The 12554-nt window shown below is 35.1% G+C and carries 14 protein-coding genes; 10 read left to right on the top strand and 4 right to left on the bottom strand.

The features are described from left to right. Positions 1-6: 6 nt before the first annotated feature. The 3 genes from WDZ98_RS07435 to WDZ98_RS07425 all read left to right on the top strand — a co-directional run bounded on the left by WDZ98_RS07435 (position 7) and on the right by WDZ98_RS07425 (position 3401). Positions 7-1401 carry a multicopper oxidase domain-containing protein gene (locus WDZ98_RS07435; protein ID WP_368060138.1) on the top strand — a complete coding sequence of 465 codons (1395 nt, stop codon included), beginning with the start codon at positions 7-9 and terminating at the stop codon, positions 1399-1401. A 68-nt stretch (positions 1402-1469) separates the two neighbouring features. Further along, positions 1470-2402 (top strand): D-2-hydroxyacid dehydrogenase, encoded by a 933-nt coding sequence (locus WDZ98_RS07430; RefSeq protein ID WP_368059696.1) that lies wholly within the window; start codon positions 1470-1472, stop codon positions 2400-2402. Positions 2403-2507: 105 nt separating this feature from the next. After that, positions 2508-3401 (top strand): hypothetical protein, encoded by an 894-nt coding sequence (locus WDZ98_RS07425; protein ID WP_368059698.1) that lies wholly within the window; start codon positions 2508-2510, stop codon positions 3399-3401. Here the strand turns inward: WDZ98_RS07425 and WDZ98_RS07420 are convergent. Together WDZ98_RS07420 and WDZ98_RS07415 are read right to left on the bottom strand one after the other, a co-directional pair. Further along, positions 3398-3913 carry a thr operon leader peptide gene (locus WDZ98_RS07420; RefSeq protein WP_368059700.1) on the bottom strand — a complete coding sequence of 172 codons (516 nt, stop codon included), beginning with the start codon at positions 3911-3913 and terminating at the stop codon, positions 3398-3400. The genes WDZ98_RS07425 and WDZ98_RS07420 overlap by 4 nt on opposite strands. Continuing rightward, the gene (locus WDZ98_RS07415) at positions 3910-4569 is read right to left on the bottom strand and encodes a hypothetical protein (protein ID WP_368059702.1); all 660 of its coding nucleotides are present in this window, start codon (positions 4567-4569) and stop codon (positions 3910-3912) included. The genes WDZ98_RS07420 and WDZ98_RS07415 overlap by 4 nt, the downstream gene beginning before the upstream one ends. Before the next feature lie 269 nt (positions 4570-4838). Here WDZ98_RS07415 and WDZ98_RS07410 point away from each other — a divergent pair, with 269 nt between their 5' ends. The 3 genes from WDZ98_RS07410 to WDZ98_RS07400 are packed head-to-tail and all read left to right on the top strand — an operon-like array spanning position 4839 to position 6097. Beyond that, complete coding sequence (locus WDZ98_RS07410) at positions 4839-5048, top strand: hypothetical protein (RefSeq protein ID WP_368059704.1); 210 nt, start codon at positions 4839-4841, stop codon at positions 5046-5048. Between the two features lie 43 nt (positions 5049-5091). Further along, positions 5092-5547, top strand: coding sequence for a 50S ribosomal protein L15e (locus tag WDZ98_RS07405; RefSeq protein ID WP_368059706.1), 456 nt, complete (start codon positions 5092-5094; stop codon positions 5545-5547). Position 5548: 1 nt separating this feature from the next. Beyond that, positions 5549-6097: a hypothetical protein gene (locus WDZ98_RS07400; RefSeq protein WP_368059708.1), complete on the top strand. Its 549-nt coding sequence runs from the start codon at positions 5549-5551 to the stop codon at positions 6095-6097. Between the two features lie 97 nt (positions 6098-6194). Here the strand turns inward: WDZ98_RS07400 and WDZ98_RS07395 are convergent, their stop codons facing one another. After that, positions 6195-6860, bottom strand: a complete 666-nt coding sequence (locus WDZ98_RS07395; RefSeq protein WP_368060140.1) for a peroxiredoxin family protein — start codon at positions 6858-6860, stop codon at positions 6195-6197. 99 nt (positions 6861-6959) lie between these two features. Between WDZ98_RS07395 and WDZ98_RS07390 the strand changes: the two genes are divergently transcribed. From WDZ98_RS07390 to WDZ98_RS07375, 4 genes are all read left to right on the top strand, one after another. Next, the gene (locus tag WDZ98_RS07390; RefSeq protein WP_368059710.1) at positions 6960-7448 is read left to right on the top strand and encodes a HEAT repeat domain-containing protein; all 489 of its coding nucleotides are present in this window, start codon (positions 6960-6962) and stop codon (positions 7446-7448) included. 1 nt (position 7449) lies between these two features. Further along, positions 7450-8208 carry a Kazal-type serine protease inhibitor domain-containing protein gene (locus WDZ98_RS07385; RefSeq protein WP_368059712.1) on the top strand — a complete coding sequence of 253 codons (759 nt, stop codon included), beginning with the start codon at positions 7450-7452 and terminating at the stop codon, positions 8206-8208. 111 nt (positions 8209-8319) lie between these two features. Further along, a complete protein-coding gene (locus tag WDZ98_RS07380) occupies positions 8320-9618 on the top strand; it encodes a Cdc6/Cdc18 family protein (protein WP_368059714.1) in 1299 nt (432 codons plus the stop codon). 210 nt (positions 9619-9828) lie between these two features. After that, entirely contained in the window at positions 9829-10806 is a 978-nt protein-coding gene (locus WDZ98_RS07375; RefSeq protein WP_368059716.1) for an HIT domain-containing protein, read from the top strand. Between the two features lie 247 nt (positions 10807-11053). On the opposite strand, the gene WDZ98_RS07370 is transcribed toward WDZ98_RS07375, so the two are convergent. Next, entirely contained in the window at positions 11054-12535 is a 1482-nt protein-coding gene (locus WDZ98_RS07370; RefSeq protein WP_368059718.1) for an MBL fold metallo-hydrolase, read from the bottom strand. Positions 12536-12554: the final 19 nt, after the last annotated feature.

The following is a 12554-nucleotide window of genomic DNA, read 5'->3' as shown; positions in this document are numbered from 1 at the left end:
ATTAGCATGCTCTTTACAATTGCAGCAGTAGCTGTAATGGGGGCAACCTTATTCGGAAGCACATACACACAAACCCAAATCGGTGGACAATCACTTGACATCTCCAAAATGGATATCGATGTCATGGAACAAATCCATCAAATGGGCGGTTTACAACTTGTAATGCCTCAAGCATTCGCAGAAACTGATTGTGGTGCATTAGAAAGCTCTGGACGTACAGTAGTTGAGTTTAACTTGACTGGTGAGAGTGTTGAACTTCCAATCATGGGAGGAAAAACTTACAACGCCATGACCTTTAGTGGACAAGTCCCAGGACCAACACTAAGAGTTACACAAGGTGATGTTGTAAAAATGACACTTACAATTCCAGACGATGAAGTTACTGGACACGGTAACGACATGCACGCATCTCAAATCTCTGCAAGCGCTTTTGAGTCTGTCAATCCTGGCGAAACAAGTCAGTATTGTTACATCGCAGAAGCAGCTGGTATTTTCAAATACCATTGTTCTGGTGTCAAACTAATTGGCATGGACCAACACGTTCTTTCCGGCATGTACGGAATTGCAATCGTTGATCCAGCTAATGGATACAAGAAACTAATGGTAGAGAAAACCAGCGGTAGCGGTGAATTAGACAGAAAGTTCTATGATGCAGATGCATTAGAGTTCCAACTCCAATACAACCAATTGTACCTTACACCTGAAGGCAATTATGATGCAGGAGCAATGTTCATGCATCACAACACTGCAACAGTTGTCAATGGAATGCAATTTGGTTATGTACCAAACATGGCTCACAACTTACTCGTCAATGGCGATGTAAAGAAGAACATCTTTGTTGCACAACCATGGAATGGAATTGAACACAAGCAATACCAATCACAACTCTTGTTTGTTGAAAATGATCAACATGTGAGACTCTTTGTTGAAAACCACGGTAACGAACCAGTCTTCTTCCACATTGTAGGAGAAATCTTGGATAGAGTTACACAAGGTAACAGAGTACAATCCGCAGCAACTGAAACATGGTTAGTCGGTGGCTCACAAGGAATGATTGTTGACTTGGTATTTGATGAACCAGGTGCATACGCAGCAGTAAACCATGATTATGCAGCAATTTACACTGGCGCAGCTACAGTCTTTGTAGCAGGTGACCCATTCGGCTTGAACCCAGTTCTAGTTGAGAAAGGAGTTATCCCAGCACCAGTAGCATCTTATGCATATGCTTTAGGCAATCCAAGTGATGCTGTTCCACCAATGGGAGCAAACAGTATTGCTCATCCTGCACTAAACATTCACGGTTTGTACACTGATGAAGTAGCTTCTGAAATGCAAGCAAGTGGCGATTATGTCGCATTATGGGAAGTAATTCCTGTAGTTGCAGAAATCCTTACTTCTTGATCTTTTAACATCTTTTTTTCTTTTTATTTTCTTAATGAATTATATTCAGTTGTTCGCTTTCTTTTGCTATGGGTTTTGATGATTCTGTACTAATTTGTGATGCCGTTGATCCAATACTGAATAAAATTTTGATAGATAACGGTCTCAAGGTTTCATATGAACCTGAAATTACTCCAGAACAAATCCTAGAGAAAATTTCCACATTCAATATCATTATTGTTAGAAGTAGAACTACAATCACAAAAGAAATGATCGACAAAGCTACCAACTGCAAAATAATTGCTCGTGTTGGAGTTGGATTAGATAATGTAGATCAAGAAGCAGCCAAGATAAAAAATATTCGTGTAATTAATGCTGTTGAAGGAGCAATGAATGCTGTTGCAGAATTAGTTTTAGGTTTAATGTTGTCTCTTGCAAGACAAACTGCAAGAGCTGATAGAGCAATAAGAAATGAACAGTGGCTCAAAAAAGAACTAATGGGTACAGAACTTCGTGGCAAATATCTGGGAATTGTTGGTTTAGGAAATATTGGAAAAAGATTAGGCCGACTTGCTCGTGCACTTAACATGAATATTATTGGTTATGATGTGATTCCAATCGATGAGGAATTTGCAAAAGAGGTTGGTTTGATGAAAGCTGATCTAAATACTCTTTTACAAAGCTCTGATTATGTTTCAATTCACGTTCCACTTTTAGATTCTACCTATCATCTTTTGGATGCTGAAAAAATGTCTACCATGAAAAAAACTGCAAAAATTATCAACACTTCTAGAGGTGGAGTTATTGATGAAGATGCTCTTTACAATGCACTAAAGAATGGTACTTTGGGTGGCGCTGCTTTGGACGTGTTTGAAAAAGAACCTGCTATCGGGCACAATCTAGCAAAACTAGACAATGTCATTCTTACACCTCACATTGGTGCCCAAACAAAAGAGGCTCAATCATTAGCTGCAAATGTGATTGCTGAGAAGATTATTCAGATTCTACGTGGCGTTATCTAGTACTAATTACACATCAACTTTAAAATAAGTAAAAAAGCTTGACTTTTACGTGATTTATTATCATCTCTTCATTTTTAACGTCCATTCTGAGGTTATCATATCGTAATGAATAACTTATCTGTAAAGGAATTGTACTCTGAAAAACTTACTAAATTACCTAGTGTAAATTCCATGCTGAAAATTTCAATTGGATTGATCTTGTTTACTATGATCTCATTTGCTCTAGTTTATGCTGAAACAATTCCTGTAGATGTTGCAGGAACTTCATTTGATGTTGATTATACTGCTACTGGAATGACTGTATCTAGTATTCAAGCTGATATTGAATCTGCTACCTTGTTTTTGACAGTTGATGTGATTGCTTCTCCTGGTGTTTTGGATATTACTTTTGATCGTTCTTTCTTTGATTCCACATTTGATGGGTTAGATGACCCTTTTTTTATTTTTGCTGATTTTGAAGAACCACCTTTTTCAGAAACTAACACCTCTGCTCAAAGTAGAACTCTAAGTATTGAATTACCTGCTGGTACTGAAGAATTAGAAATTATTGGTTCTGTATTTGGTGCATCTGTAGTTTCTGACACTGAAGATGACACAACTGGTACTGAAGATGACACAACTGGTACTGAAGATGACACAACTGGTACTGAAGATGACACAACCGGTACTGAAGATGACACAACAACTGGTATTGAAGATGATGTTGTAGTAGACACTAGTGAATCTGACATAACAGATACTGATCAAAAAGTACTAACTCAATGTGGTCCTGGAACTATTCTTCAGGATGGAGAATGTGTGTTAGATGAGCGATGTGGTCCTGGAACTATTCTTCAGGATGGAGAATGTATTGTTGAATCAATACCAATACCAAAATCTGATTCTTCTGTCAAAGGAATGGGCAAAGAAATGATTTTTGGATTTGTTGCAGCTTTTATCATTGCTGGAACTGTTGGATTAATTTTGGGAATAATGTCTAAAGCAAGCAAGAGTAGCTAATCACAAGTCAAATCTTCAGAATTCATTATTCTATCTAAATCAAATCCTGATATCTGAGTTGTAGACGAATATGGAATTATTCCTATAATTGGTGTGTCTATTCGTATGACTGTTATGAGTTTGTTAGGATCTAATCTGATATCTCCCCCATCAAACTCAAAATCCAGCGTCATGAAAATATGTTGTGCAGTCAAAATTTCTTCTGATGAAAATATACCTTTCTGAACTGTTGAAGAAAGTGGATTTATTGTAACTGGATTTACTACGAATGAGCCAAGATTCTCTTCATTATAAAATACAGTGATATCTAATTTCTGAAAACTTGTCCAAAATGGAATTGTATTACAAAATTCTATTTCACCGTGATTAGACATTGTAAAAAAAGAAAAATCTCCTGGATTGTTCCATCTGTACTCTAATTGCTGTATTCCTAAAATATTCAATCCAGAATATGCAAATGGAATGACAATCACTATTATTGCAATAATTGTAATGACTGAATGTTTATTCATATTTCATTTTCCAATGATGTTGGAAATCCTATGATATTTTCAGCTAATAGATAATTCATTGCTTTAGAAAAATCATCATCTGATATGACTCCTTCTATCCACCAATATCCTATATTCTTTATCCATTCTGGTATGTCTATATCATACACATTACCTTCATCAATTTCAAATGGCACATAAATTAATTGACTATCAACATATCTCTGAAATGCATCAATTAGAAATCCATCAGAAATTTTTCCTGTAATCCAATTTACCATTACCGGTTTGATTAATTCCGGTATGCAAATTGAATCAGATTCAATTAATTCAAATTCTGCAGTATCACTTACTCCGGAATATTCAACATCTATGAAATATTTTCCTAGTGGAAATGTTTCTGCTTGAAATGCAATTAGTGATGGAATTGGATTTTGTAATGATGTTATCTGTATTGGTACTGCGCTACTTCCTTTGCCTGTTTCGTCTCTTATGTGAATAATTGCCGGCTCTCCTGTAATTTCTGAAACTTCAATTATGTAGAATAACTTTTCACAATAGGTGTATGTTGTTTGTTCCATTATTATGGATACTGAAGATTCTGCATGAATTTGTGGTACCAGTAGTGTGATGCTAATTACTAAAATTACTGGTAATGTTAGAATCTTTGATTTCATCTTTCCTTTGATCTTATCTTGTTCAATAAAAATCTCAAATCAATACTGAGGAATCTTTTTTAATAACTTTGAGGCATGTAATTCATCGAGTTTTCTGCGGAAGCAAAATCTTTGAGTGTGTGGATTGTGAACCCCACTCAAGGAAATTTTCATAAATCTAAGCGTTGAATTCGTTTTAGATGCCTACACTTTTTACTGCCTTAGATGATTCTTTACATATTGTCATATTTATGACAACATTAAAATATTATTTTTTACGTTTCTTATACATGATGCAAAAGCCAATTCTTGATACTGTTGGGTATCAGGCAAAGCCCCGTGCAGAGCGACAAGTCACATATTTTTGCAGATTATGTAGAAACTATGGAATAAAGACGCGAAAAGCTCATCTTCAAAATTATCATAATGCTTCTAGAGACACCATTACAAAACGTAGTAATGGTGATTTGGTAGATATAATTTTTGTAGAATCAAAATAATCAGAACATTTCAGTTATTAAAGGGGATTTTTCTAACCTCGATATGCCTAGTTATCAAGATCAGACGTGGATCAGACTTTGGAAAGAAAATTCTCCTGAAATACGTGAGCGAGTAATTGGATGGCGTAAGCAAGCAGCAGTTACTCGTATTGACAAGCCCAGTAGATTACAACGAGCTAGAAGACTAGGCTACAAAGCAAAACAAGGCATCATTGTTGTTAGAATGAGGGTTGGTACTGGTGGTATGCGAAAACAAAGACCAACTGGTGGTAGAAGACCAAAACATCTTGGTGTTACAAGAATCAAAGCAGATGATAATATGAAAACAGTTGCAGATAGAAGAGCTGTTCAAAGATACCCAAACATGAAACTTTTAGGTTCTTATTTTGTCTATAAAGATGGAAAACACTATTGGTTTGAAGTTATCTTAGCTGATCCAATTCATCCGCGAATTGCTCAGGATAAAGAATTAATGAAAAGAATTCCTAGAACTGCATAAATTGAAAACAATATTTCTGATTTCTATTTCACTACTTTTTGTAATTTCTCCAGTGTATGGTCAATTATTATCTGATGCAACTGGGTTGGTGAATAGATTAGATGTTCAAACTGGTGGACATACATTTGAAGTTGAAACTGTTTCTAACTTTGACATACATAAATTTGAGTTTGATAAAGATGAGAAAAAATTGACCCTTTACATTTCTAGCGGACTGAAAAACAATCTAGGTGAGATAATCCTGCCTCAAAATCTTTTGGGGGGAAATTTGACATTCTACCTAAACGATAAAGAGCATTTTCCAAAGATCAACACTAATGAACAAATTTCATTTGTGACATTAAATTTTACAGGCTCTGGTGATAACACATTGGAAATTTTTGGCACAACTTATCTCTCTGGCTTGACAGAAATATCATCCTCTGACATCTCTTCACCTGATCTAACTCCTTCAGTTGATTATGATTCTGAATTAATCTATGTGATAATTGCACTTTTAATTATTGGCATCATTGCATCTGTGATTGTTTTTAAGAAAAAAAGAAAATAAATGATGCCAAAATTTCACTAATAATGGATAATGCAAAGATTGCTCTTGTAAGTGGATTTGTAATAGTTGCGGTACTGTCTGTGTTGATTGTTTTGATCTAGTCTTCTTTGAGTAATTTTTGAATTAATGCCTCAGCATGACCTGTTTGACCAAATGACACGTCTCTGAGAATTCCTTTCCTATCTACTACTATCATTGATGGCGTTCCCTGTAAGGCAAATTTCTCAAATGTTTCTGCTGAAAATTCTTTTGATTTCATATAACTTTTCACTCTTTCAATAATTTGATTCTTGTATTCCTCTGGCTGTGAGTCAAACTCTGGAATCTGCGGATAGATAAACTGCATAATTTTTTCCTGGTTAATTTCACCTGCACTCTTTGTAAGATTGTCCATTGCTAATGGAAATGGAATTTTGTATGATAATTTGTTTCCTTCTTGTAGTTGGCCATAATTTCCAAGCGCTTCTTTTGTATCTCCTACTACCTCCCCTGTTTCTGCAAGCATTTTCAAATTGGCCAGTGTGTTTTTATCAAAATCCTCAAAAGCCGTAGCTAGTCCTAACACTCTGACTCCTTCATTTTTGTATTTGTTGTAGATGTTTATTGCTTCTGGAATTGCATGCATAAAACATCCTGGACAATTAACTTGAAAGACCTCCAATAGTACAATGTGATCCTTTTCTTGATCAAAATTAGTTGGAGCCCCTTGAACCCATTCTGAAACTCCAAAGTTTGGTGCCTTTTCGCCAATTATTGCACTCATTGCACATCGTTGTTTTTTTTCCATTAAATACATAACTCTACTAATTTCAAATTAATTCTCAAGTAACCTAATATAGGCCACAGGGGCCTCCAAAACAAAATGCAGGTTGTAACTGAAGACAGATTGGCACTTTTTGCAGAGATGGAATCAAAATACGAGCAAAAAGACACTGCATACTTTGTCTCTCTTTTAGATCACCCAGATTATGTAGTAAGAACAAGAGTTGCTTGTATTTTGGTTGATTTTGGAGGCGAAGATAAAGTTTCATACATTGCCAAAGTTTTAAAAAATGATGAAAATGAATTGGTAAGGCATGAGGCCGCATTTGCATTAGGTCAGATGTCTTATTCAAGTGCAATTCCGCCATTAGTTGATGCAACATTGCATGATCCTAGCATGTTTGTAAGGCATGAGGCAGCAATTGCTTTGGGAGTTGTAGGTTCTAAAGATGCAAAAAAGGCTCTGGAACAAGCATTAAACGATCCAGAACTCCCAGTTGTAGAATCTGCAGTTGTTGCATTATCTAACATTGAATTTATGGAAAAGTTAAGTAAGAATGAACAGTTTGCAAAGTTAACGGGTGGATGAGATGAATTTTGCGTATGGAGTAATAATTATTGTTGGGATTTTGGCTGCAGTTACAATTGGATTCATTGCAATGGATCCTAATGACATAATTGAGCCAAGAATTGTTGAAGAGAAACCCGTTGTATGTACCTTACAGTGGGATCCTATGTGTGGTGTGGATGGTGTAACTTATGGGAATTCTTGCATGTTAAATGCTGCAAATGTACAATTAGATTATTCAGGCGAATGTGTTATGGAAAACTCTGAACCTAAAATGAAACCATGTACAAAAGACTACAGACCAGTATGTGGAGTTGATGGAAAAACTTATGGAAACATGTGTACTTTGGAATCATCTGGAATTACATTAGATTATGAAGGCGAATGTATTGTTGCTGAACCAACACCTGAACCAACACCTGAACCAACACCTGAACCAACACCTGAACCAACACCTGAACCAACACCAGAATCATTTCCAATGACTGCTATAATCTCAATACCTCCAGGGGCTGCAGTTCCTGGATGTGAAAAAGCCAATGAATGCTACTTGCCATATGAAATTACTGTGGCAACAGGTGCAACTGTTTCTTGGAGTAATGATGATTCAGCAGCTCATACTGTAACTAGTGGAACTGTTAAAGCTGGATTAACTGACGTCTTTGACTCTGGTTTATTCATGTCTGGGGCTGTTTACGAATTTACATTTAATGATGCAGGGTCTTTTGATTATTTCTGTCTGGTTCATCCTTGGATGACTGGTATCGTTAATGTGGAATAAATTAACTAACTCTAAAATGTTAACTTTTGTATATTAAGGTCGTTTTTACCCTTAAAATTTAATGTTTTAGGCATAAAATATATTTATATATGTGTTTCCAGTGAAATATATATGGCTGATACTCAATTAAATCATATTATCAATAAAGTGGAAAATGAAAAAAAGATATTTGCAAACAAATCTGCTTTTGATACCTCTAATCCGCCATCCAAAATCATAAGCAGAGTCAATGAAGTTGGGAAAATAGTTGGCTACATTTTAGACTATAAACAACAGCAAGTGGTTCCACTGGTTTCAATTTATGGCCGAAGTGGCACTGGCAAGTCCACCCTTTTGAAATATGTTTGCGATTATATTCCTGAAGTCAAACTGTGTTTTACAAATCTTAGAAAAGCCAAAACCGTGTTTGGTACAATTAATCTTATCTTAAATCAACTAGATCAGCCTAGTCTTACAAGTGCTCAGGGCATGAATCTTGGATTGGAAAAAATCCGGGAAACAATTTTGAATACCATGAAGTCAAAAAACAAAAAACTATTCGTACTTGCCCTTGATGAGTTTGATGTGATATTTTACGACAAACGAGGCAATCCTTCTGACTTTGTTTACAAACTAGTAGAAATGGTGGCTGAACTAAAAGAGAAATGCTGTCTTGCGATGATATTTACAATATCAAATAATATTTTATCTGATTATGATCTTGATGATAGAGTAAGATCAAGAATTGGAAATTCAGAGATATTTTTCAAACCATACACACAAGAAGAAACCCTAAAGATATTACAACAAAGATCTGAGGAAGCATTTGGTAAAAAAATAGATGATAAAGTTTTAAAAGAATGTGCGAGATTTAGCTATTTGGAACATGGGGATGCAAGACGTGCAGTTGACTTGCTACGAGTATCTGCTGAAATTGCAGCAAAAGAAAATAAAGAAATTTCAGTAGAGCATATCAAATCTGCATCAAAACAATTACAAAAAGACCGACTAGGTGAGGTGATATCTAGCCTATCATATCATAGCAAAGTAATTACTCTTGTTTTGGCTGTAAAGACGTATGGCCTTGATGATGAATGGCATACTACAAAGTCTATCTTTGATAGTTACCCAAAATATTTGGATGCTGAACCCGTAGGCTATAGGCGATTCTCAGAGTTGCTAAATGATCTTGAGAACTCTGGACTTTTAGTATCAAAAACAGGCTCAAAGGGTCACAAAGGATACAAATCAGAGTATTCACTAGTTGTGGATCCAGAAATTGTAGGTGAGTTAATTGATAAAGAATGGTGGAATGAAAATGTTGTAAAGCCAAAAGCCAATTTTGATGAAGCGGATTCATTAGGAGTGACAAGCGGTCCACTTTTTGATCTTTATAAACAAGTGAAAAAACACCGACAATCCCAGTGGTAAATCATATAACTTTTGTAGAAACTACAAAACAAAATTTATGATTTTTGCGATGTAACCTTTGATTTGGAGTATGAAAAGTATCTGATGCTTTTTGTAAATGAGAAATGATTGGAAATTATTTGGACTGGTTTGGATTCTGACACGTTTGTTAGATGTACAAACAATTTTGATAATCGATAATCTCATAAGCTTTGCATTACTAGAATTTATGTGAATTACAAAGATCTCTATGATTTTTTAGAACATAAAATGAACATGCAACATGTCTATCAACCACTAATGATAAAGACACTTTTGGAATCTGGCAATCAGGCGACAGTTGAGGATATTGCCAGGGTGTTTTTAGGCGATGATCAATCTCAGATAGATTATTACAAAATAATTACAAAAAATATGCCAGGAAAGGTCTTGCGAAGACACAAGATTGTAGATTACAAAGATGACAAATTCTATCTTTTACTTGATTCTGTTTCTCCAGAACAGAAAAAAAATCTGATCAAACTATGCCTTGACAAATTAGCCGAATTTCAGATAAAACGAGGAACAAAGATATGGCAACATCGGGCTACGGATAGAATTCCAATATCTGGAAGCTTGCAGTATGATGTTTTTGCAAAAGCAAGGGGGAGATGCATGGCATGTGGAATATCAAGAGAAGAGCGAGCACTAGATGTTGATCATATTATTCCAAGAAACAAGGGCGGCAAGACTGAAATCTCAAACTTGCAGGTATTATGCTACAAGTGCAATTCTCAAAAAAGAGATCGTGACAATACTGATTTTTCAGATTGGGAGGGAAGATTCAAGATTAGAAAGTCTGGCTGTATATTCTGCAAAGAACAAAAGACACTACTTGAAAATGAACTGGCAACTGCATTTTTTGACAAATTTCCTGTAACTGCACTTCACACTCTGATTGTTCCAAAAAGACACGCTGAAACTTTTTTTGATTTAATACCTTCAGAAAAGAACCACTGCTTTGATTTATTGGATAAAGTAAAAGAGAAATTACTTGAAAAAGACAGGACTATCACTGGCTTTAATGTGGGGTTTAACTCTGGTGAGGATTCAGGGCAGACAGTAATGCATTGCCATATACATGTCATTCCTAGAAGAAAAGGAGACGTCTTGGATCCTACTGGCGGTGTAAGAAATATAATTCCTGGAAAAGGAAATTATACTAAATAATTTTTATTGTCTGTATTGTTTGTGTGTTGTTTGCAGAAAATTTAGATTCTCCTGATTTAATCTTTGAATTTTGGCTTCTCATAAGTTTCCAATTTTCTGGCAAAACTGACCACACAATTATTTCTTTGAATATTAAATGATGATAATTGTAGTCTTACTCAATAAAAATTTCTTAGCTTATAATTTTCCAATGTTATTCAAATTATTGTTTCTAATTCTTAGTGTATTTGTTAATACAAAATTGTATTTACAGTTTTACTAATCCATGTTGCTCTATTGATTGAACATTTCCATGCCATTTTCTATGATACTCTTCATGCTGAGTGTGAATTGGAATCAATTTTTTGGCGTTTGACCCGTCAATTACTTTTTTAATCTGAGTGCCATCACCATGACCAGATACATGAATTTGATGCCAGTCTTGCTCTTTTGATAATACTCCAAAGTGCATAAACCAATTTTTTATCAACTCTTCTTTTAATTCCATCTCCATATCAAATGGTTCTGTTAATGAGCGAATATATGATGAATTTTCTTTTGGTTTTACATCAATTAGCTCCTGGAGTTTAAAATCGCTGCAATAAAACACAAAATCTTTTTGATTTTTTAGTACATCTCTGTAATCTACAACATTTGGATAATCTAAAAATTCTTGTTGCCATCCTGCATAATCCATTATTAATTGACGCTTTGAGAATTTCGTTAAATCTTTATCAAGTAACCCCCATGAACCACGTGGAATGTATATTTTCAAATTTGGATCTCTTGGTCCTGGATATTTCCCTCTTAGAACAGATGATTCATCAAATAGTTTTAGTAAATATGCCTGCTTTAGATCAACTACCAAATATCTTCCAGTGTTTTTGGCAGCATTGTAAAATGACAACAATCTATCCAAATCCCGAATTGGGTATCCACAAATCACTAGATTCTTTGTATTTTTAATAATCTCTGCAACTTTGGTTTCAACATCATACTCTGTGATAGAATGTGTTTTATCAATTCTGGTTCCTTCACATAATAGTAAATCAAGATCAGATTCATTACATGTCTCTACAAATTGTTCCGTATCATTTGCTCGTCTTCCATGAAATCGTAAATCTGCAGTATTTGCAACAGAACCCTCTGAAGTATGCAAAATAAATGCATGTACACCTGGAATAGAATGGTCTACTGGTAATGGATTTACATTAATTGAATCAATTGAAAATGCTTTTCCGCTCTCAAAGACTTTGATCTTTCGTGGAATTGTTACCTTGTCACCAGTAGCTCTGCTAATCTCACCTTTTGTGTTTGTATATACTTGAAATCTTTCTTTTAGTGTGAGATATTGGTCAGAACTAGTCTCATCAAAGTTTTGCATAATTAGTTTTGATTCTTCAGAGCAGTAAATTGGAATATCTTCCCGTAAATATGGAATATATGCACAATGGTCCACATGCGCATGAGTCAATAACACTGCATCAATTTCAGTCTCTTCATCTCCCCCAAACTCCATATGTCTTGCATAATCTCGTCTGTACAGTCCCTTGATTTTAGGCAAAATTCCAAGTTCAAACATGTCAATCAGACTATTTGATGTTCTTGGTCCTAGGAATTGTGAGAAAAATTGCCCTTCTTGAGAAAAAGACATGCCAAAATCCATGAAAATTTTTGTTCCCCTGTCGTTTACTAGGAATTTGTTACCTCCTATATCTTGGACTCCACCATGAAAGGTGATATCTGTCATGAATCACATCGTAACTTCA

The sequence above is a fragment of the Candidatus Nitrosopumilus sp. genome, assembly GCF_040878665.1.
Taxonomy (GTDB): domain Archaea; phylum Thermoproteota; class Nitrososphaeria; order Nitrososphaerales; family Nitrosopumilaceae; genus Nitrosopumilus.
Note: the sequence above shows the minus strand (reverse complement) of the source record. Positions and strands in the feature narration are given on the sequence as shown.

Coding starts and splice junctions, on each gene's coding strand:
- WDZ98_RS07435 (WP_368060138.1), top strand. CDS start 7: ATGCTCTTTACAATTGCAGCAGTAGCTGTAATGGGGGCAACCTTATTC.
- WDZ98_RS07430 (WP_368059696.1), top strand. CDS start 1,470: ATGGGTTTTGATGATTCTGTACTAATTTGTGATGCCGTTGATCCAATA.
- WDZ98_RS07425 (WP_368059698.1), top strand. CDS start 2,508: ATGAATAACTTATCTGTAAAGGAATTGTACTCTGAAAAACTTACTAAA.
- WDZ98_RS07420 (WP_368059700.1), bottom strand. CDS start 3,913: ATGAATAAACATTCAGTCATTACAATTATTGCAATAATAGTGATTGTC.
- WDZ98_RS07415 (WP_368059702.1), bottom strand. CDS start 4,569: ATGAAATCAAAGATTCTAACATTACCAGTAATTTTAGTAATTAGCATC.
- WDZ98_RS07410 (WP_368059704.1), top strand. CDS start 4,839: ATGATGCAAAAGCCAATTCTTGATACTGTTGGGTATCAGGCAAAGCCC.
- WDZ98_RS07405 (WP_368059706.1), top strand. CDS start 5,092: ATGCCTAGTTATCAAGATCAGACGTGGATCAGACTTTGGAAAGAAAAT.
- WDZ98_RS07395 (WP_368060140.1), bottom strand. CDS start 6,860: ATGAGTGCAATAATTGGCGAAAAGGCACCAAACTTTGGAGTTTCAGAA.
- WDZ98_RS07390 (WP_368059710.1), top strand. CDS start 6,960: ATGCAGGTTGTAACTGAAGACAGATTGGCACTTTTTGCAGAGATGGAA.
- WDZ98_RS07385 (WP_368059712.1), top strand. CDS start 7,450: ATGAATTTTGCGTATGGAGTAATAATTATTGTTGGGATTTTGGCTGCA.
- WDZ98_RS07380 (WP_368059714.1), top strand. CDS start 8,320: ATGGCTGATACTCAATTAAATCATATTATCAATAAAGTGGAAAATGAA.
- WDZ98_RS07370 (WP_368059718.1), bottom strand. CDS start 12,535: ATGACAGATATCACCTTTCATGGTGGAGTCCAAGATATAGGAGGTAAC.